The 25,272-nt window shown below is 52.6% G+C and carries 21 protein-coding genes; 16 read left to right on the plus strand and 5 right to left on the minus strand.

What is annotated here, in order from left to right; translation table 11 throughout:
- Window positions 1-4: 4 nt before the first annotated feature.
- Window positions 5-718, plus strand: coding sequence for a 3-ketoacyl-ACP reductase (locus DCC81_RS14205; protein WP_108687277.1), 714 nt, complete (start codon window positions 5-7; stop codon window positions 716-718).
- 124 nt (window positions 719-842) lie between these two features.
- Here the strand turns inward: DCC81_RS14205 and DCC81_RS14210 are convergent, their stop codons facing one another.
- Window positions 843-1,205, minus strand: a complete 363-nt coding sequence (locus DCC81_RS14210) for an Imm51 family immunity protein (RefSeq protein ID WP_108687278.1) — start codon at window positions 1,203-1,205, stop codon at window positions 843-845.
- Window positions 1,206-1,448: 243 nt separating this feature from the next.
- Window positions 1,449-2,549 carry a DNA polymerase IV gene (dinB, locus tag DCC81_RS14215; RefSeq protein WP_108687279.1) on the minus strand — a complete coding sequence of 367 codons (1,101 nt, stop codon included), beginning with the start codon at window positions 2,547-2,549 and terminating at the stop codon, window positions 1,449-1,451.
- Window positions 2,550-2,924: 375 nt separating this feature from the next.
- Between dinB and DCC81_RS14220 the strand changes: the two genes are divergently transcribed.
- The 11 genes from DCC81_RS14220 (at window position 2,925) to DCC81_RS14270 (ending at window position 15,661) form a co-directional block, all read left to right on the plus strand.
- Window positions 2,925-3,686, plus strand: coding sequence for a polysaccharide biosynthesis/export family protein (locus DCC81_RS14220; RefSeq protein ID WP_108687280.1), 762 nt, complete (start codon window positions 2,925-2,927; stop codon window positions 3,684-3,686).
- Window positions 3,687-3,697: 11 nt separating this feature from the next.
- Entirely contained in the window at window positions 3,698-6,052 is a 2,355-nt protein-coding gene (locus tag DCC81_RS14225; RefSeq protein ID WP_165806582.1) for a GumC family protein, read from the plus strand.
- Window positions 6,045-7,367: a flippase gene (locus DCC81_RS14230; protein WP_108687282.1), complete on the plus strand. Its 1,323-nt coding sequence runs from the start codon at window positions 6,045-6,047 to the stop codon at window positions 7,365-7,367. The genes DCC81_RS14225 and DCC81_RS14230 overlap by 8 nt, the downstream gene beginning before the upstream one ends.
- A gap of 14 nt (window positions 7,368-7,381) precedes the next feature.
- Window positions 7,382-8,074: an FkbM family methyltransferase gene (locus DCC81_RS14235; protein WP_108687283.1), complete on the plus strand. Its 693-nt coding sequence runs from the start codon at window positions 7,382-7,384 to the stop codon at window positions 8,072-8,074.
- Window positions 8,067-8,708, plus strand: coding sequence for a class I SAM-dependent methyltransferase (locus DCC81_RS14240; RefSeq protein ID WP_108687284.1), 642 nt, complete (start codon window positions 8,067-8,069; stop codon window positions 8,706-8,708). The genes DCC81_RS14235 and DCC81_RS14240 overlap by 8 nt, the downstream gene beginning before the upstream one ends.
- The gene (locus DCC81_RS14245) at window positions 8,708-9,625 is read left to right on the plus strand and encodes a hypothetical protein (protein WP_108687285.1); all 918 of its coding nucleotides are present in this window, start codon (window positions 8,708-8,710) and stop codon (window positions 9,623-9,625) included. The genes DCC81_RS14240 and DCC81_RS14245 overlap by 1 nt, the downstream gene beginning before the upstream one ends.
- Complete coding sequence (locus tag DCC81_RS14250) at window positions 9,622-11,046, plus strand: hypothetical protein (RefSeq protein WP_108687286.1); 1,425 nt, start codon at window positions 9,622-9,624, stop codon at window positions 11,044-11,046. Before DCC81_RS14245 ends, DCC81_RS14250 begins: the two co-directional genes overlap by 4 nt.
- Window positions 11,027-12,106 (plus strand): glycosyltransferase family 4 protein, encoded by a 1,080-nt coding sequence (locus DCC81_RS14255; RefSeq protein WP_108687287.1) that lies wholly within the window; start codon window positions 11,027-11,029, stop codon window positions 12,104-12,106. The genes DCC81_RS14250 and DCC81_RS14255 overlap by 20 nt, the downstream gene beginning before the upstream one ends.
- Before the next feature lie 138 nt (window positions 12,107-12,244).
- Complete coding sequence (locus tag DCC81_RS14260; protein WP_108687288.1) at window positions 12,245-12,973, plus strand: FkbM family methyltransferase; 729 nt, start codon at window positions 12,245-12,247, stop codon at window positions 12,971-12,973.
- A gap of 77 nt (window positions 12,974-13,050) precedes the next feature.
- Window positions 13,051-14,415 (plus strand): undecaprenyl-phosphate glucose phosphotransferase, encoded by a 1,365-nt coding sequence (locus DCC81_RS14265; protein ID WP_108687289.1) that lies wholly within the window; start codon window positions 13,051-13,053, stop codon window positions 14,413-14,415.
- On the plus strand, window positions 14,405-15,661 hold the full coding sequence (locus tag DCC81_RS14270; RefSeq protein ID WP_108687290.1) for a WcaI family glycosyltransferase: 1,257 nt from the start codon (window positions 14,405-14,407) through the stop codon (window positions 15,659-15,661). Before DCC81_RS14265 ends, DCC81_RS14270 begins: the two co-directional genes overlap by 11 nt.
- 44 nt (window positions 15,662-15,705) lie before the next feature.
- Here the strand turns inward: DCC81_RS14270 and DCC81_RS14275 are convergent, their stop codons facing one another.
- The gene (locus DCC81_RS14275) at window positions 15,706-16,929 is read right to left on the minus strand and encodes an acyltransferase family protein (RefSeq protein WP_165806583.1); all 1,224 of its coding nucleotides are present in this window, start codon (window positions 16,927-16,929) and stop codon (window positions 15,706-15,708) included.
- A 268-nt stretch (window positions 16,930-17,197) separates the two neighbouring features.
- Here DCC81_RS14275 and DCC81_RS14280 point away from each other — a divergent pair, with 268 nt between their 5' ends.
- The 4 genes from DCC81_RS14280 (at window position 17,198) to DCC81_RS14295 (ending at window position 21,425) form a co-directional block, all read left to right on the plus strand.
- A complete protein-coding gene (locus DCC81_RS14280) occupies window positions 17,198-18,094 on the plus strand; it encodes a hypothetical protein (protein WP_108687292.1) in 897 nt (298 codons plus the stop codon).
- 91 nt (window positions 18,095-18,185) lie between these two features.
- Window positions 18,186-18,986, plus strand: a complete 801-nt coding sequence (locus DCC81_RS14285; protein WP_108688249.1) for an FkbM family methyltransferase — start codon at window positions 18,186-18,188, stop codon at window positions 18,984-18,986.
- Window positions 18,987-19,081: 95 nt separating this feature from the next.
- Complete coding sequence (locus DCC81_RS14290; RefSeq protein ID WP_108687293.1) at window positions 19,082-19,834, plus strand: hypothetical protein; 753 nt, start codon at window positions 19,082-19,084, stop codon at window positions 19,832-19,834.
- 115 nt (window positions 19,835-19,949) lie between these two features.
- Window positions 19,950-21,425, plus strand: a complete 1,476-nt coding sequence (locus tag DCC81_RS14295; RefSeq protein ID WP_108687294.1) for a sodium:solute symporter — start codon at window positions 19,950-19,952, stop codon at window positions 21,423-21,425.
- Between the two features lie 120 nt (window positions 21,426-21,545).
- Here DCC81_RS14295 and DCC81_RS14300 read toward each other — a convergent pair whose 3' ends face one another.
- Both DCC81_RS14300 and DCC81_RS14305 read right to left on the minus strand, forming a co-directional pair.
- Window positions 21,546-22,154 carry a murein L,D-transpeptidase catalytic domain family protein gene (locus DCC81_RS14300; protein WP_240612989.1) on the minus strand — a complete coding sequence of 203 codons (609 nt, stop codon included), beginning with the start codon at window positions 22,152-22,154 and terminating at the stop codon, window positions 21,546-21,548.
- Between the two features lie 582 nt (window positions 22,155-22,736).
- Window positions 22,737-25,145: a TonB-dependent receptor gene (locus DCC81_RS14305; protein WP_205686334.1), complete on the minus strand. Its 2,409-nt coding sequence runs from the start codon at window positions 25,143-25,145 to the stop codon at window positions 22,737-22,739.
- Window positions 25,146-25,272: the final 127 nt, after the last annotated feature.

The following is a 25,272-nucleotide window of genomic DNA, read 5'->3' on the forward strand; positions in this document are numbered from 1 at the left end:
GGTTATGGAATCACTAAACGGAAAACATGCCCTCATCACCGGTGCGGGCAAAGGAATAGGCCGGGCGCTGGCCCTGGCATTGGCGAAGGAAGGGGTGAAAGTAAGCCTGCTGGCGCGTACGGCCGCAGACCTGGACGCTGTAGCTGCAGAAGTGAAAGCCGCCGGCGGCAAGGCTTTTACGGTAACGGCAGATGTAGCCGATATCAACTCCGTAAATAATGCGGTGGCAAAGGTATTGGCCGAAGGCCCTGTGGATATCCTGGTCAATAATGCAGGCATCGCGTCCTTTGGCGGCTTCCTGGCATTGGAGCCCGCCCGCTGGGAAGAGATCGTGAAGGTAAACCTGTTTGGCGCTTACTATGTGACCCGCGCGGTGCTACCTTCCATGATAGACCGCAAAACCGGCGACATCGTAAATATTTCTTCCACCGCAGGCCAGCGTGGCGCGGCGGCTACCAGTGCCTACAGCGCTTCCAAGGCAGCACTCATTGCCATGAGCGAGTCCCTCATGCAGGAAGTGCGTAAACACAATATCCGCGTTACCTCCCTGACACCCAGCACCATTGCCACAGACATGGCCCTGGAACTGAAACTTACAGATGGCAACCCGGAAAAGGTAATGCAGCCGGAAGATCTTGCAGAACTGATCGTGATGCAGCTGAAGCTGAACCGCCGCGTGTTTGTGAAAGAGGCAGGCCTTTGGTCCACTAATCCCTGATAACTGCTGGCTCATTGTAAAAAGCCTGGAACGGTGCATCTCTGATTGGCACGTACATAAACCATAAAGGCCCGGGAAGAAATATTCCTTCCGGGCCTTTTTATTATGGAAAAATTAGCTGCGATTATCCTCGTTCACCAGCGGTCATGCGGGCGGGATCTGCCTGCGACACGAAGTCTTCCAGCGCTTCATCGTCATTGAAAACCGGCACCAGTATAGCTAAAAACCGGAGTTGGTTTTCCTTGGTATCGGCATAGGCGTAAAAGCCGCCTTCCAGGGTATCGTATTCCAGATGCGGCAGCAGGTCGGGTGCTTTTTGTTCGAGGATCTGCCGGATAATGCCTTCCCAGGTATAGCCATTTCCTTCGTAGTGGTACTTATGGAAAATGTCGAAATACCGGGAGTTTAGTTCGGGGCTTTCTACAGCCGCCACAATCCCAAATGTGCCCTTGTAGTCACTGATGGTGAAGGGAAAATAATTTGCCATTTCGATGTGTTTGTAAATCCAAAGTTGCGTATAACCGGGCCATCAATAATTAAGCAAAAAGGCAACGGATATATAAATAAAATTGAAAAAAATACGCCGTGTGCAACGACGGATGGCTTCCATTTGCCACTAATGTAAACTAATTGTGGAAAGCTGCACAAAGAACGGGCCGATAAAAAAAATAATTTCTGCTAATACACTGCCTGTTTGCAAATTGCAAATGAAATATTGTGCATATACGTGCTAAAACAAGGTGAGTTGACCGGGGTTTTCCGGCTTGTTTTTTTTCACAGGAGCCTCGCTGAAATTGGACATTGTGATACCCAGCAGGCGTACGGGTTTCCCATCCGGCAGGGTGGCCAGCAATAGCTTTTTAGCGGCGTCCAGGATCTGTTCCAGGTCGTCTGTGGCGTGCAGGAAAGAGTGGTTGCGCGTGATCTGCTGGAAGTCATGGTACTTGATTTTCAGCGTTACCGTGCGGCCTTTGAGGCCATGCCGGCGCAGGCGGTCGTGCACCAGGGGCGCAATGCGTTCCAGCTCCGCGTTCATGGCCGCTTCCGTTTCCAGGTCTTCCGCAAAAGTATCTTCTGCACCCACGGATTTTGTTTCACGGTGGGGCTGCACCGGCCGGTTGTCTATGCCCCGCACGATCTGGTAATAGAAGTGGCCCGCTTTGCCAAATTGCTGCACCAGCAGTGATTCGGATAATTTTTTCAGATCGGCCCCGGTATGCAGGCCCATTTGTTTCATTTTGTCAGCAGTAACCTTGCCCACCCCGTGAAATTTTTCTACGGGTAGTGCTTCCATGAACGATTCAATGGCGGAGGGGCCAATGAAGGTGAGCCCGTCCGGCTTCTGGAGGTCGGAAGCTATTTTGGCCAGGAACTTATTAATGGAAATGCCGGCCGATGCGGTGAGTTGCAACTCATCCCGGATGGCCTGCTTGATCTGTTTGGCAATTTCCAGGGCAGAGCCAATGTTTAGCTTGTCCACCGTTACATCCAGGTAGGCCTCATCCAGGGAAAGGGGCTCAATGAGGTCGGTAAAGCGGCTAAAGATCTCCCGGATGTGGGCAGACACTTCCTTGTAGGCGGCAAAGCGGGGGCGTACAAAAATGGCGTGGGGGCACAGCTGCTGCGCGCGCTTGGAGGGCATGGCGGACCGTACCCCGAATTTGCGGGCTTCGTAGCTGGCAGTGGCCACCACGCCACCCCGGCCCTCCGGCGAGCCGCCTACCACCAGGGCCTTGCCACGCAGTTCGGGAAAATCACGCTGCTCCACGGAAGCATAGAATGCGTCCATGTCAATGTGGATAATCTTTCTCTTAGGCTGTTCCGTGTCCATAAGTTCCAATGTAAAGATAGCGCGTTTTGCTGCACGGCCTGCCAGGGTGGATGGCGGATTTCCCTATGTATCCATTTTATTCAGTTTCCGATCTTGATGTTTAGTTTGTTCAATGTCGGGACCGAGTTGGTGTTCACTAACTATTGTGCTTAATTTATTCTGTCAAGATGAATGGGGATGCAGTGACTGGCACAGTATACTATCTTATGAGCCCCGGCATATTTCCCGTTTGGAATGCACCCATATACTTTTTAATGCTTTCAATGCACCCCAACGCTTCTTCCACCATGGTGAAGCAATGGCAGGCCCATTTTGTTCAGCCGTTATCCAGATAACCCGTTTTGTTCTTAAAAAAGCAGCACATAACTACTTCCTATGGGATTCAAATTCAGTCTGCCACTGATCATTCTGTTTGTGATATTTACCGGTTGCATTGGCACAAAGAAAATAACATACTTCAATGACATTGCCGCTGCCACCGGGGCCGACTCCGTCAATCGCCTGCAACAATTGAGGATACAGCCCGGCGATGTTTTACAGGTCACCATCACCACTATGGATAAGGAGGTGTCCCAGATCTTTAACCCCACCCTTCCTACCACCGCCATAGCCGCCGGCAATGGCATAGAGGAGGGATACCTGGTAGACAGTACCGGCCACATTACCCTGCCGGTCATCGGCACCGTGTACGTGAAAGACAAGACCACCACCGGTATCAGCCAGGAGATCTCCGCGGAGCTGGATAAGACCGTCCGTAACGCTTACGTATCCACGCGCCTGGTCAATTTCAGGGTGTCCGTGATAGGCGATGTGGCACATCCCGGTTCTTTCCGGATAGGGGCGGAGCGGGCTTCCGTCCTGGATGCCCTGAGCATGGCCGGCGACCTGAATGTTACTGCGCGGCGCGACGATATCATGATCATCCGGGAAGTGAATGGCGTTAAGAACTATACCACCCTGAACCTGAATGACAGCAGGATGCTTTCATCCCCTTACTATTACCTCGCCAACAATGACGTGATCTATGTGAAACCGGGTGCCAACCGGAAGTTTGGCGCCTCCAAAACAGTGGTATTGCTACCGGCCATCATTGGCGTAGCCTCCCTGATCGCTACTATCCTTCTTCTTAACAAATGATCCGCAGGTTTATGAGTCAAGATACTGCTACAAAGAACCGGAACGCCGCGATAGATCTCAATGATCTGTTGCATAAAATGATCTTCCACTGGCCGCTCTACCTGCTGGCCATTGCCCTTGCAGTGGGCGGCACACTGCTCTACCTGAAGTACAAGAAGCCGATGTACATGTCTGACGCCAAGCTGTACCTGAAAGACGAAAAAAAAGGTCCCAACGAGGAAATGGATGCGCTTAAATCGCTTTCCCTTTTCAACAGCAGCAAGAATATGGAAAATGAGATGGAGGTGATCAAATCTCCCATCCTGTTGCAGCAGGTGCTGGGTAAAAATAACCTGAACATCCGCTATTATATTAAAGGCGCCGTACAGAACCAGGAAGTGTACAACCATGCTCCGCTCACCATCCAGGTGCTGAGCAACAATTTACAGGTGGGCAATTACCTCTTTGATGTAACGCCTGAAAATGGCTTGCTCGCGGTAAAGCAGGTGCATGATCACACTGGCGGCAATGCGCAATTCACCGTAAAACCCGGGGAAGCGTTTTCCGTTGGCAAAGATAAATTCAGCATTACCGGCTCCGGGCCATTGCCGGCGGGCACTATCCGCATCCGCGTGGACTCTGTGATGGAGCTGGCCAATGATAAGATCGAGGATATTGGCACCGCGCTGGTAAACCGGGATGCCACCGTGGTGGAGGTTAGCTACAAAGACCCGGTGCCGGAAAGGGCGGCCTTTTTCCTGAATGCCCTGCTGGATGAATACAATGACTACACGCTAGACGACAAGAACAGGGGATCGCTGAAAACCATCCAGTTCCTGGGCGTGCGGATCGATTCACTCCGGGAAGAATTGGGGCTGCTGGAAAAGCAGGAAGAAAATTTTAAAGTGCAGCGGGGTATCACAGATATTGATGCCAGCTCTAAACTGGCGCTGGAACAGGTAAAGGAGGCAGACCTGCAGCTCAATGAAGCGAACCTGCAGCTCTCCGTATTTGACCAGGTGGAAGCCTATGTAAATGATCCCACCAGTAACTACCCTTTTGCGCCCGTGGGCAATGTGGATCAGACCCTCACCGCCATGATCAACCGGTATGAGGAAGCGTTGAAAGAAAAGGCCCGTCTTTCACTCACCCTGAAACCTACCAGCATTATGCTGCAAAACCTGGACGCCCAGATCACTGATACCCGTAAGACCATCAGGGATTATATAGCCGGGTACCGGCGGAATGCCGGCGTGGTGCAAAAACAAACCCAGGAAAAGGTGAACCAGATCCAGGGAAAAATAGCGAACATCCCCACTTACGCCCGGGAATACATCAACATTAAACGGCAACAGGGGGTAAAGGAAAGCCTGTATCTCTACCTGCTGAAGAAAAAAGAGGAAGCCGCGGTGGCTTACGCCAGCAACGTGGTGGACAACAAGATCATTGCCCCCGCCTTTGTGCCGGAGAAACCCATTTCACCTAATAAAACCCTGGCATTTGTAGGCTTTATCGGCGCGGGCCTGGTGCTGGCCAGTTCCTACGTGTACCTGAAATATTTCCTGAACCCCCGCGTGCTGAATAAGAAAGAAATAGAAGCCGTGTTTGACCTGCCGGTGATCGCCGAGATCTACCAGCAGGAAGCAAAAGGCTCCGGCGACCTGTCCCTGAAAAACGGGTCCCTGCTGGTGGAGCAATTGTTCAGTATGCGTACCAACCTGAAATTCCTGCTCACCGCGCAAACCGGGCCCACGACCATTCTCCTTACATCCAGCATTTCCGGTGAAGGCAAAACCTTTCTTTCCGCCCACCTGGGCAATGCCCTCACCGTAAACAATAAAAAAGTGGTGCTGGTGGAGCTGGACCTGCGTAAGCCCAAGCTATCCAGGTTCCTGGGTTTTGATCACAATAACGGGGTTACGGATTATATCATTGGTAATAAAACGGTAGACGAGATCATTAAAAAAGTTCCGGGATCAGAAGGGCTGTACCTCGTGTCTGCAGGCCCCATCCCGCCCAATCCTATAGAACTGATAGAAGGCCAGCGGATGGCCGCCCTGCTGGATAAACTGAAAGCGCAATTTGACTACGTGATCATTGATACATCGCCTATTGGTATTGTGTCTGATGCAAAGAGCCTGGCCGCACAAGTGGACTGCGCCCTGTTTGTGGTGCGGTATAATTTCACGTTGAAATCAAAACTGCTGCCGGTGTCTGAATCCGTGAAAAAAGGTGTTTTCAAAAAGATCGGCATTGTGTTCAACGGCATAGAGCAGCACACCTTTTATCCCTACTACTATTATGATCATTACTCCTACGGGGAAAACAAGAAGAACAACGTTACGTGGTTATCACTGGTAAGAAAAATGAAACAGCGCATTGCATAAATTATTTGAAAATAGCGGCTGGTTATTGCTGGATAAGCTGAGTAAGCTTTTCCCGGGCATCATTGTCCTGGCGCTGATTGCGCGGCACCTGGGCCCGCAGGAATTCGGGATCTGGAATTATGGATTGGCGCTCACACTGATCGTAGGCAGCCTGGCCATGATGGGCACAGACAAGATGGCGGTGAAGGAATTTATCCACCAGGAACAAAGGGAAGACGTGATCGTGAACACACTGGTGGGTATGCGCCTGGTGGCGGGATTGGTTTGTATGCTGATCAGCATGGCCTTTGTGTTACTGACTAAAAGGAATAACCCGCTGTATTTCTATTGTACCCTTTTTTCATCGATGAACGTAGTGTTGCAATCATTTGATGTACTGGATTATTTCTACCAGGTGAAACATACGGTTAAACAGGTGATCCTGCCCAAGGTGACCGTGTTCCTGCTGTTTTGCCTGATTAAACTGGCCGTGATATTCCTGGATGGTACGCTGCTGGCTTTCCTGTGGGTATCACTGCTGGAGCTGGTGGTCACTTATGCGGTGATCATGATCCGGTACCGCCGCAGCCTGCCGGCTATCAGAAAGCTGCGGATAGACCTGGTGCTGGCCGGCACCCTGCTGACCGAAGGCTGGCCCCTCATCTTTTCCAACCTGGTAGTAGTGCTGCTGGTGAAGGTAGACCTGGTGCTGCTGGATGTACTGGCCAGTCCCGCACAGGTAGGGGAGTATGTAAGCGCGGCAAAAATATCGGAGCTGTGGTACGCCCTTCCCACCGTAATATCTGTGGCCATGTTGCCAGGGCTGATGACAAAGCAGAACAGCGACCGTAAAGCCTACGTGGAAATGGTGGAAAAATGGCTGCGCCTGTCTTTCTGGACCAGCGTTGCCATTGCCGCAGGGGTCATGTGCACCGCCCCGGTAGCCGTGCCGTTCTTATATGGCAGCCGGTATGCCGCTGCCTCCCACATCCTGATGATCCACATCTGGGCCAGTGTACCGGTGTTTCTGAACGCAGTTTTTGTGCAGTATATGTTTATCGAAGGGCAATATAAAATGTACCTCTACAGCAATGTGGCGGGGCTGATCGTGAACGTGGTAGTGAACCTGGCGCTCATTCCCGTGATGGGCGGCGTGGGCGCGGCCATTGCCACCGTGGTGGCGTATGCAACAGTATCCGGCATACTGATGCTGCTGGATAAAACAGGGCAGCTGCCAGTGTTTACGCGCAGGATGTTTTCCCCGGTGCTGGTGCTGGACGACCTGCGCCAGTTATCCGGTTCTTTCCGCCTGTTTACCGGGCAGTTTTTTACGTGAAACACATTTCATCAATGGAGCGCATGAAGAAAATAGCGGCAGCCATTACATCGCGGGTAGCGCCGCGGCTACGGTACCTGGTCCCGGCTTACAGCTCGGAGGGGGAAGACCTGCTCCTCAAGCGCATCTTCCACGAAAAGCGGGAAGGCGTGTATGTGGATGTAGGCGCACACCATCCCTTCCGGGTGTCTAATACTTACTTGTTTTACAAAAGGCGCTGGAAGGGCATTAACATAGATCCCATGCCCGGTACCAAGGCCCTGTTTGACCGCTACCGGCCACTGGATGTGAACCTGGAAATGGGCGTGTCTGCCACCCGCCAGCAGCTTACCTACCACATTTTTAATGAACCTGCGCTCAACACCTTTTCCGGCGAGAAAGTAAAGGAATATACACAGGAGCCACAGTACAGGGTCATTCACAAAAAAGAGATTGCTACCTGGCCCCTGGCGGATATCCTGGATCATTACCTCCCTGCCGGCCAGGCCATTGACTTCCTCACCATCGATGCGGAAGGACTGGACATGGAAGTACTGCGCTCCAACAACTGGAGCAAGTACCGGCCGGCTTACGTGCTGGTGGAAGCCAGCCCTTTCCTGCTGGCGGATATGGAGGCCTCTGAGCTGGGCGTGTTCATGCAGCAGGTGGGATACACTGTTTTTGCAAAAACCTATTACACTTATTTTTTCAGGAACCTACATGGGTAAGCTATACGTTCAATATGGATGCGGCCCGTTTTCCGCGCCGGCAGGCTGGAAAAATTTTGATGCGTCGCCCACGCTGCGCATCCAGCAGCTGCCGCTGCTGGGCCCGTTGCTGAAACACCGCATGCATGTAACCTTCCCGGAGGATGTATTGCAGGGCAATATCCTGAAAGCCTTGCCCGGCGTGCCAGCCGGCAGTTGTGATGGCGTGTACTGCTCCCATGTGCTGGAACATTTATCGTACGATGACTGCCTGCTGGCCGTGCGCAACACCTATCACCTGCTGAAGCCGGGCGGATATTTCCGCTGCGTGGTGCCAGACCTGGCATGGGCGGCGCGTGCGTATGTGGATGACCTGGCCAGCCAGGACAGCCAGGCCAATACCCGCTTCCTGGAAAGGACCATGCTGGGCAAGCGGCGCAGGCCAAGGGGCTTGCGGGGCCTGCTCACCGCCACGCTGGGCAACAGTGACCACCTGTACATGTGGGACCAGTTCTCACTGGCGCAGGTATTCCGCCAGGCAGGCTTTACACAGGTGCGTGCCTGCGGGTTCAATGATTGTCCCGATCCGATGTTCCGCCTGGTAGAAGAGGCATCAAGATTTGAAAATGCAGTGGCCCTGGAGGCTGTTAAATAATGAAACTGTCCACACCCATATTATTCCTGGTCTTTAACCGCCCGGCGCAAAGCCTGCAGGTGTTTGAAAAGATCCGGGAGCAGCAGCCCAGGCAGTTGTTCATTGCCGCGGATGGGCCGCGGCCCGGCCATGCTACGGATGCTGCGCTGTGTGCCGCCACACAAAAGGCTTTGCTGGAGCGGGTAGACTGGCCCTGTGAGTTACATACCCGTTTCCAGGAAGGGAACCTGGGTTGCGGTAAGGCCGTGAGCAGTGCTATCCACTGGTTTTTTGAGGCGGTGACGGAAGGGATGATCCTGGAAGATGATTGCGTGCCCGATGCCAGTTTCTTTTCCTATTGCGAAACATTGCTGCAACACTACCGCCACGATGCCCGGGTGATGCACATAGCCGGCAGCAACTACCAGATGGGGATACAGCGGGGTACCGGCTCTTATTACTTTTCGCGCTATGCGCATATCTGGGGCTGGGCCACATGGAGGCGGGCATGGGCGCAGTACGACTTCACCCTGCAATCATACCGGCAATATCCGCAGGCGGGGCTGCACCGCCACTTCCGCACCGATATGCGGGCCATCCTGGACCAGCAGATCGATACGTGGGATATACAATGGTTCCTCAGCGTGTGGTTCCGCCAGGGCTGGGCCATTGCGCCCAATGTAAACCTGGTGCGGAATATTGGTTACGGGCAAGGTGCCACCCACACGCACAAGGAGCCTGCCTGGTTCAAAAGAATGGTGTATGGCAGCCTGCCCGGGGTGGTGCACCCTGCGCAGCAGGACATTGACCGGGAAGCAGATGATTTTACGACCCGCACCTTGTTTAATACCGGTTCCCTGTCGTACCAGTTAAAACAGGCTATCCGGGGCAATGCATTTTTACATGAGTTATATAAGCGAATTACCCTGAGTGTATGAACGAGGATGTTATCTATAGTTTCCTGGTGAGCAGCAATCCTTACGTGGAGATGTTCAAGCAATCCATGCCCCTGGTCATTGCGGCGGTATTGCTGTACCTGCACTACCAGCGGCGCATCAGTGCACTGGAAACCATCCTTTATGCATTTTCCATGGAGGCTTACACCATGCTAAGCGTGGGGCCTACCTTCACGGCTACGTTCTTCGTGGGCATTGTGTTTATGCTGGAGCAGGGGCACCGGCTCGTCACCGGCAGGCTGGAAATACAGCGCCGCTACCTGTTGCTGCTGTTGCTGCCCGCTTTGTCCAATGTGGTGATCTTCCTGCTGGTGCAGCTGTATAAAGATCCTTTTTATTATCCACCGGGGAAGCAGGGTGCCTTCTACCTGCGGCCCGTGTACTTCTATGTGAAAACCTATTTGCCCCTCTTTGCCATCGGGGCCAAGCTGGTACAGGAACGGGAAGTGTTATCGTTTGAGATGTTTACCCGCATCATGAAAAGGATTGCGCGGTATTCCTTCGTGATCGTGGCTTTGCAGGTCATCAGCATTTATGTGTTCCGCAGTGTATCGATGGGAGAGGTGCTGGGGCTTCAGCACCGTTACCTGATAGAGCAATCGGGTTCCTTTCTGAAACTGCGGGTGCAGGCGCTTTTTGGAGAGCCCAAGGTGTACAGTGCCTTTATATCCCTGTGTGTACCGCTTTTTATGAGGGACCGGGAGTACAGGCTGGCGGCCCTGTGTGTGCTCATGGGCATGCTCACCGTGTCACAAACGTTCTGGATCAATATGCTCGCGGCCTTGTTCACCTACCTGGTGTTTGGGCACCTGCATTCCGCCAGGAGCAAAATATTGTCCACCATCGGGCTGGTGATCGGTGTGTTCATGGTGGTGGCGGCCTGTAAAGAATATTTCATCAAGCTGTATGCGCAAAACCAGCAAAGCGGCATTTACCAGCTGGTGCTCAAACGTTCTGTATACCGCTATGACACCCAGTTCTGGGAGAAAGACAATGTTTTCCTGGGCATGCCCCTGCAAAGGGATATGGAATTGCCCGTGGTGGATTTTTTCCGGGATGAGCCTTACCTGTTGTTGTCCGGCTATGGCGCAGGCAACAGCACTTTTATCCCGGCGCGGTATTTCTTTGGACAACTGAATTACGAATACCGGCTCAATGGGGTGGGAGGGCATAACCTGAACATGCGATGGTTCTACATCCTGGCGGAATTTGGCATCTTTTCACTGATCTGTTTTTTCATAGTGCTTACCCGCACTTACCCGGGCATCAGCCTGTTTGAGAGCAGTTATTTTGCATTTGTGTGGGTGTGCTTTTTCTTTAGCCAGATAGACCTTTTCCTGATCATCACCGCATTGGTATGCGCGTATAAAAAAACAGATACAGATGGAGCTGTTCCTGGATAACCTGGTCTTTACCATCCAGCATACAGGCGGTGTTTCTGTGTACTGGTATGAGCTGCTGCGCGGGTTATGCGCGGCACAGCTGCCCGTACGCTTCTTAAATGCGGGGCTGAATGCAGAAAATATTTTTGAACAGCGGCTCAATTATGCAGCATATCCCTGTGTGCGGGAAAGCTGGATACCGCCTGCCTGCCTGCGTTATTTGCCCCTGCGGTACAAGCTGCCGCGGGCAGCCCTTTTCCATGGTGGTTACCTGCGGGTATCGCCCCAGCAGGATGTGGTGAACATCCTCACCATCCACGACCTGGCCCATGAGCGGAAGCTGGCTACCCGGTTTCCCAGGGCGCTGGTAAACCAGCAGCAGAAACGGTATGGCATCCGCCGGGCGGATGGTATTATCTGCATTTCGGAAAGCACGCGCCGCGAGTTGCTGCATTTTTACCCGGATACCGATCCTTCGCGTGTATGTGTAGTGCATCACGGTATTGCAGATACGTTTTTTCCGCTTGCGGAAAAGCAGCATACGGAAGCGCCTTACGTGCTGTATGTAGGTGGGCGCAGGCAGTATAAAAATTTTGACATGGCGGTGGCTGCGGTACAGCAGCTGCCGGTGCAGTATACACTGGTGGCCGTGGGAGGAGAACAATGGAGCGTGCAGGAATTGCAAGGATTGAAACATTTGCTGGACGGGCGTTTCAGGGTGGTGCCCCGGGCATCGCCCCAGGAGCTGAACCGGTTGTATAACCAGGCCTGGTGCCTGTTGTACCCTTCCGCATACGAGGGGTTTGGATTTCCACCGGGGGAAGCCATGAAAGCCGGCTGCCCCGTGGTGGCCGCGCGTACTACCTCCCTGCCGGAAGTGGTAGGAGATGCGGGACTGCTGGTGGATGAAATTTCACCCACTGCTTTTGCCGCGGAAATACTGCGGCTGGAACAACCGGTGCTCCGGCAGCAGCTGGTAAAGGACGGCCTGGCCAGGGCGCGGCTATTTACCTGGGAAAAGAGTGTACAGGCTACCATTGGATTTTATCAGCAATGCTGGCATCATAAATTTTCCTCCTGAACATGGTATTTAAGATAACAGGCACAGTAAAGGTTTAATCAAAATGCGGGTATCATAAATTTTCCTCCTGAACATGGTATTTAAGATAACAGGCACAGTAAAGTTTTAATCAAAATGCGGGTATCATAAATTTTCCTCATGAACGTGTTATTTAAAATGACAGATGCGGCAAAGGTGTTCCTGCAGTCCGGCAGGGGCCTGGGCGCGCTGTTCCAGCCCGGCGGGTCTGTTGCCTCCACCCAGCTGTTGCACAATTGCAGGCATTACATACCGGCGGTGCAGACCATCCTCGATGTAGGGGCAAACCAGGGGCAGTTTGCATTGTCTGCCGCCCATTTTTATCCCGGTGCCACGGTACATGCTTTTGAGCCCGTACCGGAAGTGTATGCCGCACTGCAGCGCAATACCCGCAAGGCGGCACGGATCAGTACTTACAACTTTGCATTGGGCAGCAGCAGCGGTGCGCTGAACTTCTATCAAAACCATTATTCCCACGCCAGCTCCGCCCTGCCCGTTTCTGTTTTGCAACGGCAGGTGGTGCCGGCCACTGCCACGGTGCAGCAGATCACCGTGCCGGTGCAGCGCATGGATGATGTAGCCATTGCACTGGTGCCACCGGTGCTCCTGAAGCTGGATGTACAGGGGTTTGAGCAGGAAGTGCTGAAGGGCGCCACTACTACCTTACAGGCGGTAGACTACCTGCTGTTTGAAACCTCCTTTGTGCCCATGTATGATGGAGAGCCATTGTTTGACGACATGCATCAATTTGTAAAACAACTGGGATTTGAATTTATAGGCCCGGTAGGCTATTACCAGGCCGACACCTTACAGATCTTACAAATGGATCTTTTATATAAAAAAAAGTAGTCCTGACCTTATTTGCCGCATAACCTTTTGCCCCTTTTGGAGACCGTTACACATTATCCTTGTGAAAGCCATCCTCCATGAAACATGCGAACCAGTTTTTAAGACAATTTATTGACCATGCAGTGCTGGCAGTGGCGTTTGTATTAACACAGCGGCACATTGCAGACGGGGACAGTTTGCACCTTAACCTCCTGCTCTTCCTGTTCAGCGCCTGCACCTGGACCATTACCGGTACTTCCGTGCATTTGTACCAGGACTATCACAAGTCGGGCACTTATGCATCTGAGTTTGTGGCCATCCTGAAAACGGTGCTGCTGCATCTCTGCGTGTTCACCTTCCTGTTCTTTTATTGCTTTAAGAATTACCCCCACGCCCGTACGTTCACCATCCTTTATTCGGCCAATATTTTTGTGGGGGTGCTGGTGATCAAATACCTGGTAAAGAAAACAGTGCTGCGGCTACAGGCACGGAAGCAGCACGCGCGCAAAGTACTGATCGTAGGTGCCGGGGAAATGGCTATGAACTTTTTTGAAGCCATCCGCGCCAACGACCAGCTGGGATACCATTGCGTGGGCTTTGTAGACGACCGTGAAATGCCCGCATCCCACTACCTGGGTAAATTATCAGAGCTCAATAGCATCCTGGAAGCAAATGAAGTAGATGATGTGATCGTGGCATTGCCGGAAACAGACGGTGCAAAAACAGCACACATTATTACGGAAAGTGAAAGGGCCGCTAAAAAAGTAAAGATCATCCCGGATGTGCACCGCTACCTGGAGCTGAAGGGAAATATGAACCTGCTGGGCAATTTCCCGGTGGTGGATATCCGGCCCACGCCCCTGGACGATCCGGGACGGCAGCGGCTGAAGCGCGCTTTTGATGTGGCCTTTTCCCTGTTCATGTTCACGGCCTTCAGCTGGCTGTTCCTGCTCATTGCCGTGTTGATCAAACTCACCTCCCGGGGGCCGGTGCTCTTCCGGCAGGAGCGGTGGGGATTGCGGAATAAGAAGATCACCTGTTACAAGTTCCGCTCCATGGTACACAGGGCGCTCGGTGAAAATAGCGGCGCGGGGCACACGCTGCGCAACGATAGCCGGGTAACACGCATAGGCCGTTTCCTGCGCAAGACCAACCTGGATGAGCTGCCGCAGTTTTATAATGTACTGATCGGGGAAATGTCGTTTGTAGGGCCGCGCCCGCACGTTACCTCCCAGCATAAAGAATACCGGGAAACCGTGGAACATTACATGTTGCGGCAGATGGTGAAACCCGGCATTACCGGCTGGGCGCAGGTGAATGGCTGCCGGGGCCACGCCAGCCGGATCCGCGAGCGGGTGGACCTGGACATCTGGTACATTGAACACTACAGCTTCTGGCTCGACTGCCAGATCATTTTCCAGACAGCAATTAACATGATTAAAGGCGACGAAAATGCGTATTAAGCTGCTACTCATTACGGCAAACTATGCACCGGAGCCCGTGGGCATAGGCAAGTATAACGGGGAAATGATCCGGTGGCTGGCGGAGCAGGGATACCAGTGCACCGTGCTTACTACTTATCCGTATTACCCCCAATGGCGGGTGCAGGAACCATACCGGCGCAGGCGCTTTTGGTACAGCCGGGAGCAGGGCCCTTCCACGGCCGCAGGGGGCCGGGTTACCGTGCTGCGTTGCCCGCAATACACGCCGGTGGCGCCTTCCGGCAAGCGGAGGATATTGCAGGAGCTCACCTTTGTGCTGGCTGCGTTGGGGCGGATGCTATGGCTGATGCCGGGCAGAAAGTTTGATGTGGTGATGACGGTGGCACCACCTTTTCACCTGGGGCTATTGGGCGTGGTATACCGGTGGCTGCGGGGCGGCCACTGCCTGCATCATGTGCAGGACCTGCAGATAGAAGCCGCCCGAGACCTGGGCATGATCCGGCACGCAGGCCTGCTCAACTTTCTCTTCCGCCTGGAAAAATACATGTTGCGGCACACCCACGTGGTGAGCAGCATTTCGGAAGGAATGCTGCAAAAGATCCGCGACAAAGTGGTGCATGACATGGTGGTGTATTTTCCAAACTGGGCCAATATAAGATCGTTTTACCCGCTGGATAACCGGGCGGAACTGAAAAAAGAATTTGGGTTTGCCGAAGGCGATAAAATTGTGCTGTATGCCGGGGCAATCGGTGAGAAACAAGGACTGGAGGCCATCCTGCATGCAGCACATTCATTCCGGGAGCATGGAGGATTGTGGTTCCTGGTGTGTGGCTCCGGTCCGTACCGCATGCTGCTGGAAGCGCAGGCCCTGGCCATGGGGCTTTCTAACATCGTGTTCCTTGAAACCCGGCCTCCGGAGCAGTTTAACCGTTTTCTCAATATGGCCGATGTGCACCTGGTGATCCAGAAAATGAGTGTGAGCGACCTGGTGATGCCTTCCAAACTCACTACCATCCTGGCGGTGGGCGGCGTGGCCGTGGTGACGGCCAATCCCGGTACCAGCTTGTACGAGCTGGTGCACCGGTATGGGATAGGGCTGGTGGTGCCGGCAGAAGACCAGGAGGCACTGAACAAAGGGATCTACCAGGCTATTTACCAGGAACAAAGGCATATTGTCACAAAAGCCTGTGCATATGCCCGCGAAAACCTTGCGATAGATGAGATCATGCGGCGCTATGAAGCAGCAGCATTGAGGGTTTTGGAATGAGGGATTAGCTGGTTTGCAGCAACCGGGTTTCACGGGGAAACCGGCTACGCCCGTGCAGTGGCCGCCGCTACCTGCACCGGCCTGTTAGACAAACGCCGCCTGAAGAACTGCTGGACAGGCAGTTCAAAATAATAATGTGTAGCAGTGCTAAGGGGAATAAGGATCGCGTAAAAGAGCAGCATCGTTAACGGGGATTGAAACACTGCATGCGGGATATGCAGCATTTTAGTGACGAGCGCAAACAGCACCATGAGTGGAAAATGCAGCAGGTACAAGGCATAGCTGATATTACCAAGGAGCTGCAGCCATTTTACCCGCAGGCCGCCACGGGCGGTTTCCAGCAGGGCCAGTGTGAGGATGGTTGCCGGCGATACAATGGTGCGCACAAACGTATTGCGGGCCAGGTTAAACAGGCTGGTGTACTGCGTTTCATTGCGGGAAGGCATGCAGTACTGCATCAGTCGCATGGCGGCAGGGCGCAGGTAAGGGGCATAGTATTCCCATAATACCATGATCCACACCAGCAATGCCAGGCCGGTTACCCACCGGGTGATTTGTTGCATATTTTTTTTGTGCAGCATCCAGTTGTAGGCATGATAAACCAGGGCACCCAGGTAAAAGGAATAAATGCCCTGCCCTATCATGGAATAGAAGTATTGCAGCACGGCCCCGGCCACTACGAGGGTTATGAGCACGCCTTTTTTATGTTGCAGCCTGGCATAGCTGACAGCAAAGAACAGCAGGTATAAAAAGAACTCAACGGATACCGACCAGGAGGGGCCGTTGAACCCATTGAGGGCCGGGGTCTTTTCAAAACCCCAGCAGTGGATGAGGAGCAGGTTCAGTATAAAATGCCAGGTGTCATTATGCTGAATGATAAAAGGCGCGCCACTGGTTTGTATCATGGCGTATTGCAGCAAGGCTATAACAACAAGGGCGGCCAGGTGCACAGGATAGAGACGGCTGAGGCGAAAGCAGAAAAAATGATTGAAGGAGGTGTCACGGTTAGCCACCTTATCTGCGTAAAACCAGAAAAAGATAAATCCTGAGAGCAGGAAGAAGAGGTCCACCGCAAAAGGGGCATAAGTGTAGAGAATGGACAGGTAGCGATAGCCTGGCAGCGGCATGGAGGAGAGCGGGATCTCCATCGTGGTGTAGTCCTTGTAAAAGAAGAACTGCCAGTGGCACAGCACTACAATGAGTGCAGCAAAGCCCCTGATCATATCCAGGCTGAAAAAATAACGCGGGGCGGAGGTGTTCAATGTCATAGGATGTAATTCAGGTAAGACAATGAAAAATGATAACGGTAGGGGGCTTGAACAGCGGGGAAGTAATTGTAAGGTTTTATGAAAAGCACACATTCGCAGACGATGAACAAGTTAATTAAAATCATGCGTTGCACAAAATCTGGTGTGGCGGATGGTGGGGAAGAAATACGGCAATACCGGTGGCAGGACACTACGCCCCCGGAAAGCATCCATGAGTTCTAAGAAATATTAAACAGCGTACTCCTACAATTAAAAAAAAAGCCAGGCCTTGAAACGACTCCTGAAAATACTGTACCACTATTTGAATAGCACGAGGAAACACCAGCAAACAGATCTTCTGCTCTTAGGTACCTTACTTTCCCGGCAAAACAAACAGCTTCCCGTGCTGGACAGCCTGGGCCCCGCGGAGTTTAAGGTGTTCTCCCAGGCAGGGGATGATGGTATTATACAATATCTCATCAACAAAATAGACATCCGTACAAAGACCTTCATTGAATTTGGCGTGGAGGATTACGTAGAGTCCAACACCCGCTTCCTGCTGCGGAATGACAACTGGTCGGGATTGGTCATTGACGGCTCTTCCAGGGCGATTGACTATATCCGTGCAGATGACATCTTCTACCGGTATGACCTGAAAACCCTGCAGGCTTTTATTACAGCAGAGAACATTAATGAGCTGATCGCATCGCAGGGGATGCGCGGAGAAACAGGGTTGCTGAGTATTGATATTGATGGCAATGATTATTGGGTATGGAAGGCTTTGGATGTAGTGCAGCCCGTGATCGTGATCGTGGAATACAACAGTGTGTTTGGGCCGGAACGGCCTGTTACCGTACCCTACCAGCCGGGGTTTACCCGTTCGGCGGCGCATTACAGCCATTTGTATTTTGGTGCTTCACTGGCGGCGCTCTGCCAGCTGGCCGAGGAGAAAGGATATGCGTTTGTTGGTTCTAATACTTATGGCAACAATGCTTATTTCGTGCGCAAAGAACGGGTAGGGCCCTTGAAGATATTTTCTGTGGCGGAAGGTTATGTGGAGTCCCGTTTCCGGGAAAGCCGTGACCGGAAAGGGCGACTGAACTTTCTCTCCGGGGCCGGGCGGCTGGCCAGTTTGCGGGGGCTGCCCGTGTTCAATACCTCCACCGGGCAAACCGAAGCACTTTGAAAACGCCCGCAACTATATCAGCTAAATAAGCTAAAACGCTTTGAGCGGTTTCATAACCGGGCACCCCAAAAACACCAAGAAACTACTTCATATGAATATAGCAGAGAAAGTGATCAAAAGAATATACGTATTCCTCTTTGCCCGAAAGGCACTCTATAGGCTCAACCTGTTGTTGTATAAGCTAAGCCTTCGCGGCCTGGGCATCTTAAATTATGAAGATGACCAGGTGAGCGGTGAGCGTGCCTTCATCCGCTTCCTCCTGGCCAGCGGCCACCTGGAAAAGGGGGTAGTGCTGGATGTAGGCGCTAATGTGGGCCACTACTCCATCCTGCTTCGCACCAGCAAAGTATCCTTGCCCGTTTACGCCTTTGAGCCGCACCCGGTAGCCTTTAGGTACCTGCAGCAGGCGGCGCAACAACATGATTTCACTCCCGTACCCATCGGTGCCGGCCACGAGGTGGCTACTGCGGTGATCTATGATTACGCGGATAACGGCGGCTCCGAACACGCCAGTATGTACGAGGAGGTGATCACCGGTCTGCGCCAGCAAGCGGCGGATGCCGTAAACATCACCCTCACCACGGTAGATGATTTTGTGACGGATAACGGTATCCGCGAGATCGCCCTGCTGAAAATAGACACGGAAGGTAATGAACTGAACGTGCTGAAAGGTGCGGCCCGGTGTATTGCCAATGGTACGATCAAAGTGATCCAGGTAGAGTTTAACGAGATGAACGTGATAGCCCGCACCTTTTTCAAAGACATTGCAGACCTGCTGCCGGATTATGATTTTTACCGGCTGCTGCCTGATGGGCCCTGCGCGCTGGGACCGTATGACGTCATCGCCTTTGAGATCTTCGCATTCCAGAATATTGTGGCCATCCGCCGGTAGCTTCGCGGACGGTTGGCCCGGCCGGCCATTTACAGGGCATTGTGCACATTGCCCTGAATTGCTTAAATTGTTCTGCATTAACCCACCGGATTACTATGCAAGAACTGAAACTTACACCGGAGGGCCTGCGGAGCATGAGCCGCCGCAGCGTACGGGCCCAGGTGATACTTATAGCTGTTACTGGTATCCTTTACATCGGATACCTGGTATGGACCAGCCACGGGCTGTTCAACTTCAATGATTACCTTCCCATCATTGCAGTGGCAGGCGTATACGGGTTCCTGCTATTCGCCGGCATACAACGCAGCAAAAAAGTACTGGCTGGTCTTACCTTCCTTTATGACGGCACCAGCATTACCCGCAAACTTCCCACCACCCGGGATATGACCATTCACTTCCTGGAAGTGAGCAACGTGAGCTGGTACCGCAATGGCCTTATCGTGACCGGTGTAAGCAGTACCGACAAGATCTGGATACCCCAGGACCTGGAACACTTTGATGAGATAGAAGCAACACTTAAAACGTTCCTGCCGGAAGACCAGCGCAAGCCGGAAAACCGGGCGCTCCGCATTATTACCAGGATCGTGTCTACCGCGCCTATGCTGGCGGGGCTGGTCATCTTCCTGGTAGATGACCCTACCTGGGTGCTCGTGGCAGGCATCATATTCATCCTTACAGTGCCGGTGCTGGCGTATAACCTGTTCCGCAACAAAATGGCCCGCACTTCCCGCAAAATATACCTGGGTGTCCTATTGCTGGTAATGCTGGTCACCCTCATTGTGAAACTAAGCGGAACGCCCCTGGAGGAGCTGTTGCAGCGTTTCTTCTCTCTTTTTACGCGGTTTTAGTCATGCCCACACCATTTTAAATCACCCGGAAAACTCCGTATTTTCTCCCTATTTTTGGCAGTAAATGTTGTCTTGGCCTGCGGCGCGGGCTTTTATTGAAAACGTGCACTGAAACATGTCTGCTACCTTACTGCTCATTATCGTTACTGCCTATTTCTGCGTGCTGCTGGGCGTAGCCTGGTACACCAGCCGCAATGCCAACAATGATTCCTTCTTCATCGGCAACCGCAATTCCAACTGGATGCTGGTGGCCTTCGGCATGATCGGCACCTCGCTGAGCGGGGTTACTTTTGTGAGCGTGCCGGGCAAGGTGGGCACTTCCGGCTTCACCTACCTGCAGATCGTGATCGGCTATTTCATTGGTTACTTCCTGGTAGCCTACGTGCTCCTGCCCCTGTATTACCGCATGCAGCTCACTTCTATTTACCGCTACCTGGAACACCGTTTTGGGACCTGGTCATACAAAACAGGTGCATTGTTCTTTATCATATCCCGCACCGTGGGCGCTACGGCCCGGCTGTACCTGGTGATCAACGTGCTGCAGGTCTTCATCCTGGACAACCTGCACGTACCTTTTGCCGTGACCACCTTTGTACTGCTGCTCATGATCCTGCTGTACACTTTTGAAGGCGGTGTAAAAACCATCGTATTCACCGATACCCTGCAAACCACTTTCATGCTACTGGGCCTGCTGGTGTGTATTTATTACATCCTGCATTTCCTGGGCCTCTCCGTAGGGGAAGGTTGGAGCAGTCTGCACGCCAAAGGTTATACCCGCGTGTTTGATACCAATGCCAGCGGCGGCAGCTTCTGGCTGAAACAGATCCTGGGTGGCGCTTTCATCACCGTGGCTATGACAGGGCTGGACCAGGAAATGATGCAAAAGAACATCAGCGTGCGCAGTCTCAAAGATTCCCAGAAGAACATGATCACCTTCAGTGTGATCATGGTGATGGTGAACGTGCTGTTCCTTTTCCTGGGTGGCCTTTTGTACCTGTATAAAGATGCCTTGGGCAGCGGCGTGCAGGCCAGCGGGGATGACCTGTTTCCGGCCATTGCATTGTCCCTGCACCTGCCCGCCATTGTAGCCTTTGTGTTTATCATCGGCCTCATTTCCGCGCTTTTTCCCAGTGCAGACGGTGCCCTCACAGCGCTTACCTCTTCTTTTTGCATTGACATCCTGGGCCTCAAGAAACGCGAAGACCTCACCGAAAAACAGCGTACCCGCACCCGCCAGACAGTACACATCTGCATGGCACTGATCTTCTTTATCTGCGTGATGGTGTTCAAGTGGGTGAACAATAAGTCCATCATCGATATTATCCTGGCACTGGCAGGCTACACTTATGGCCCGCTGCTGGGGCTTTTTGCCTTTGGCATATTTACCAAACGCACCATTGCAGAGAACTGGCTGGTGCTGGGCGTGTGCCTGGCGGCACCGGTGTGCTGCTATGTGTTGTCACTTTACTCTAAAACCCTGTTGGGCGGCTACCAGGTAGGAGTGGAGCTGCTGATCATCAATGCGGCACTCACCTTCCTGGGATTGCTGGCTATCTCAAAGCGGCCGGCTGTCGCAGTGGAACTGCAATAGTGCAATGGCGATCCTGTAATTGCAATGCTGTAATTATGATACGGTAGGTGCAAGTCCGTATACAAAAAAGGCCGTCCCTGTTTTGCGGGGACGGCCTTTCGTTATGGATATTGAAAAGTGTCAGGCTTTGGAAATGTAACGGGAGTGCGCCAGGTAGAATTTGTCCGGGCTGTAAAGGAACAGGCAGCTGCCATTGCTGATAGCGCTGATCACTTCATCACTGATCTCCTCCGGGATGGCCGGGCAGCCTTCACTGCGGCCAATGCGCCCGGTACCACGCGCCCACTCATCATTCACATAATCCGCACTGTGCATCACAATGCCGCGGCGTTCTGCATTGTCATTGATGCCGCGTTCCTCGCCAATGAGCCGAAGGGAAAGACCATGCTTGCCGGTGTAGGTCTGGCCGGTGATATAGAATCCCAGGCTGCTCTTGAAGCTGTTAGGCCTGTTGGAGAAAGAAGTAGCATTGTTCAGGCCAGAGTTACGGCCATGGGATACCAGCGTATTAAAAAGCAATTTCTTATTGTTCAGATCTATCACGAACAGGCGCTTTTCCGTGGAAGGAAGGCTGAAGTCCACGATGGAAATGATACTGTCGTTTTGCAGTTTACCCTCTGCCACCAGCTGTTGCAGGCCGGTTAATGCAGAAAAGAATGCACCTTCAGAAAGACCGGTTGCATTCAACTGCAGGCTGTCATATACCTTCATCATTTCCTCGGAACGCACTACTGCGGCGGATTTATGCGCAACTGTTTTCACAATGACTGTACCATGGTGACGAATGCTCCTGGGATGGGATGCTGCCAGCGCGACAACTGAACTTGTAAAAAGGACTACGGGAAACAAAACTCGTTTCAGGCGTTTGATCATGTAGCTTAAATTTTAGAATAGGTCAGGACCGTAAATCAAATGGTGTCTTAAAAAAATTGGCTAGGACAAGACTAGTTACATAGGATACACATCTTCCGGATGTGCGTAAAACAATGGGGCAAAGATACGACATTCTCCCGTCCCGGAAAGTAGCAACTACATTGCTAATCACTCATTTAACAATTTGCTTACAGGTGGGGAGGCCAACTTTAACAGCATACTCTTCAGTGTAATATATTAAAATACAATTATTTATAATACCTGTTGAGACTTTTACCGGAAGGGCTGGGGAGCTGGGCCGGAAGAGAAAAAAAATAAAAAAAATTGAGCCAGCGGGGTGGGCTGGTGGCGGTACAAGGATATCCTTTGTATTACAAAAAAACCGCAAGCCTGCTTTTCAGCGGCCTGCGGTTTTATAATGGCGGAAATTGGTGCTTATTAGAAGCGGAATGCTACGCTGCCCACAAACTGGCGGGGCATCTGGGCATTGAAGGTGGAATAACCGGTGAAGTATTGCTTGTCAGTCAGGTTGTTCAGCTTCAGGGCCACGCGGAACTTAGCGCGGTCGTAGCTGATGGATGCATTCAGCACGGTGTAAGCAGGCAGGTAAAATACGCCCTGGCTGGCCGTATTGATGATCTTGTTCTCGCTGGCGTAGTTACCACCAAAACCAAAGCCCAGGCCTTTTGCCACACCGGAAGGAATGCGGTAGCTGATCCAGAGATTGGCCAGGTTTGCCGGGCCTGCAGTACCCGGGCGGCGGCCCTGGGAGTCGTTGTCAGACAGGACAAACTTGCTGTCGTTGTAGGCATAACCTGCAATCACGTTCATGCCAGAGAAGGGATTGGCAGCTATTTCCACTTCCAGGCCTTTACTGCGCTGGGTACCGTTCTGGATGGAGAACGAGGGGTGGGACGGATCTGCACGCACCACGTCCTTCACATCAATATTGTAGTAGCTGATGCTGCCAGACAGGCGACCGTCAAACAGGCCTGCTTTCACACCGCCTTCCCATTGGTTAGCCTGTTCAGGTTTGAAGGTGTGGCCTGCGGAGTCTGCGCCCTGCTGGTTCGTGAAGCCGTTCTGGTAGTTGCCAAACACAGACAGCTTGTCCTTGATCACCTGGTACACCGCGCCAAACTTAGGCGACAGGGCTGTCTGGTGGTAGGCGGAGCCATCGTTGATCTTGCCGGTCTGTACGTTGAAAGTGCCTTTGTTATCGAAATAGTCGATGCGCAAACCTGCCATCACGCTCAGGCGGTCAGTCAGGTTCAGCACATCATTAAAGTAAGCGCTGTAAGTATTGGTCTGGTAGATGATCGTGTACGGGTATGCCGGGGCGGGCAGGGTGTTGTACAGGTGGTCCACCTGGTCGCGGTTCAGGTTTACGTAGTTCGGGTCTGCACCGCGCATCTTTACGATGTCGAAAAAGTCGGACTGGCCCTGGTTCACGAACTCGCGGTAATAGATATTGGAGTTATAATGGTAAAAATCCAGGCCGGCCACCAGGCGGTTACGCAGGCTGCCAATGTGAAAATCACCATTGAAGTTCTGCTGGATATCAAGGCTGTTATCATAGCCGGAAGGCTTCCAGGCCATGCGGATGATGGAATCGCCGGTAGTAGGGTAGAAGTAGGGCATAGCGCCTTCAGAGGTGCTGCGCGTGGTGGTTACCAGGGTACGGGAGGTCCAGTTATTGGACATCTTGTACACTGCTTCTCCAAAGAAGTTGTAGTTGTCGCTGGTTACAGACAGGTCGTTGCTTTGGTAAGCGCGTTTGTAGTCAATGTTCAGCTGGTCAGGGGTGCTGGCGCCCAGTTGTTTCACAGTGAGCCAGTAAGGGTAGAAGAACATCGGGAAGCCGGTACCTACGTTGTGGTAAATTTCCGCATCAAAGTTGAAGGTCAGGCGGTCATTTACTTTATAGCTCAGGGAGGGAGCCAGTGCTACGCTGCGGGAAAAACCGTTGTCCTGCCAGGTGCCCTGGCTGGTGTAGGCGCCATTGAGGCGGAACATTACCTGGTGGGCGCTGTCCAGCGGGGTGTTCAGATCTGCCGTAACACGGCTAAGGCCATAGCTGCCGGTAGTGAAGCCTACTTCACCACCGCGGCCGTCATAAGGCTTTTTAGTCACACGGTTAATAAGACCACCGTAAGAAGTGAGGCTGCTGCCAAACAAAGTACCGGAGGGGCCTTTGATCACTTCAATGCTTTCTGTATTCACTGCATCCACCTTGGAATTTACCACGCTGGGCATGCCGTTGCGGAAGTTGGCAGTGGTAGTGAAGCCGCGCAGCAGGTAGATGCTGCCGCCGGCACCGGGCCGGCCTACGGCGTCCCACATCTTGGTAAGGCCGGTGGCATTCTTCAGCGCATCATCCTGGGTGATGGCAATCTGGTCTGCCAGCAGCTCCTTCGGGATTACGGAGTAGGACTGGGCGTTTTCCAGGCGGTTCAGCTGCATTTTACCTACATCACCGGAGGTGGAGCGGGTGAATTTATTGCGCTTATTACCCGCAATTGTTACTTCCTTCAGCTGCTGGTTAGACACTTCCAGCACCAGGTCTACCTGGGAGGATCTGCCCGCCGTTACTGATACGGCTTTTTCTACCGGGGCATAGCCCATAAGGCTTACCAGCAGGGTATAATCGCCGGCGGTTATGCGGCGGATGGCGTAATGACCATTCTCGTCGGTCTGGGTGTTTTTATGAGTGCCTTTTAATTGTACAGTCACCGCCGGCGCTGCTGTTCCATCTGCCGTGCGGATCACACCGTGCACGCTGCCAAACTGGTCATCGCCTTCTTCCGTGCCAAGGGCCCACACGGGGCGGATGCTACAGAGCATCATCAGAAACAGTAAGCTTTTCCAAACGGTTGTATTCCTTTTTCCCATTTCGCTGGTATTTTTTTTACGATCGCAAAGGTTCAACATAGCCGCCGCAAGGCAATTCCGCATCGGGAAAAAGGTTTACGCA

It is taken from the genome of Chitinophaga parva, from assembly GCF_003071345.1.
Classification (GTDB): Bacteria; Bacteroidota; Bacteroidia; order Chitinophagales; family Chitinophagaceae; genus Chitinophaga; species Chitinophaga parva.

Coding starts and splice junctions, on each gene's coding strand:
- DCC81_RS14205 (WP_108687277.1), top strand. CDS start 5: ATGGAATCACTAAACGGAAAACATGCCCTCATCACCGGTGCGGGCAAA.
- DCC81_RS14210 (WP_108687278.1), bottom strand. CDS start 1,205: ATGGCAAATTATTTTCCCTTCACCATCAGTGACTACAAGGGCACATTT.
- dinB (WP_108687279.1), bottom strand. CDS start 2,549: ATGGACACGGAACAGCCTAAGAGAAAGATTATCCACATTGACATGGAC.
- DCC81_RS14220 (WP_108687280.1), top strand. CDS start 2,925: ATGGGATTCAAATTCAGTCTGCCACTGATCATTCTGTTTGTGATATTT.
- DCC81_RS14225 (WP_165806582.1), top strand. CDS start 3,698: ATGAGTCAAGATACTGCTACAAAGAACCGGAACGCCGCGATAGATCTC.
- DCC81_RS14235 (WP_108687283.1), top strand. CDS start 7,382: ATGGAGCGCATGAAGAAAATAGCGGCAGCCATTACATCGCGGGTAGCG.
- DCC81_RS14240 (WP_108687284.1), top strand. CDS start 8,067: ATGGGTAAGCTATACGTTCAATATGGATGCGGCCCGTTTTCCGCGCCG.
- DCC81_RS14245 (WP_108687285.1), top strand. CDS start 8,708: ATGAAACTGTCCACACCCATATTATTCCTGGTCTTTAACCGCCCGGCG.
- DCC81_RS14250 (WP_108687286.1), top strand. CDS start 9,622: ATGAACGAGGATGTTATCTATAGTTTCCTGGTGAGCAGCAATCCTTAC.
- DCC81_RS14255 (WP_108687287.1), top strand. CDS start 11,027: ATGGAGCTGTTCCTGGATAACCTGGTCTTTACCATCCAGCATACAGGC.
- DCC81_RS14260 (WP_108687288.1), top strand. CDS start 12,245: ATGAACGTGTTATTTAAAATGACAGATGCGGCAAAGGTGTTCCTGCAG.
- DCC81_RS14265 (WP_108687289.1), top strand. CDS start 13,051: ATGAAACATGCGAACCAGTTTTTAAGACAATTTATTGACCATGCAGTG.
- DCC81_RS14270 (WP_108687290.1), top strand. CDS start 14,405: ATGCGTATTAAGCTGCTACTCATTACGGCAAACTATGCACCGGAGCCC.
- DCC81_RS14275 (WP_165806583.1), bottom strand. CDS start 16,929: ATGACATTGAACACCTCCGCCCCGCGTTATTTTTTCAGCCTGGATATG.
- DCC81_RS14285 (WP_108688249.1), top strand. CDS start 18,186: ATGAATATAGCAGAGAAAGTGATCAAAAGAATATACGTATTCCTCTTT.
- DCC81_RS14290 (WP_108687293.1), top strand. CDS start 19,082: ATGCAAGAACTGAAACTTACACCGGAGGGCCTGCGGAGCATGAGCCGC.
- DCC81_RS14295 (WP_108687294.1), top strand. CDS start 19,950: ATGTCTGCTACCTTACTGCTCATTATCGTTACTGCCTATTTCTGCGTG.
- DCC81_RS14305 (WP_205686334.1), bottom strand. CDS start 25,145: ATGATGCTCTGTAGCATCCGCCCCGTGTGGGCCCTTGGCACGGAAGAA.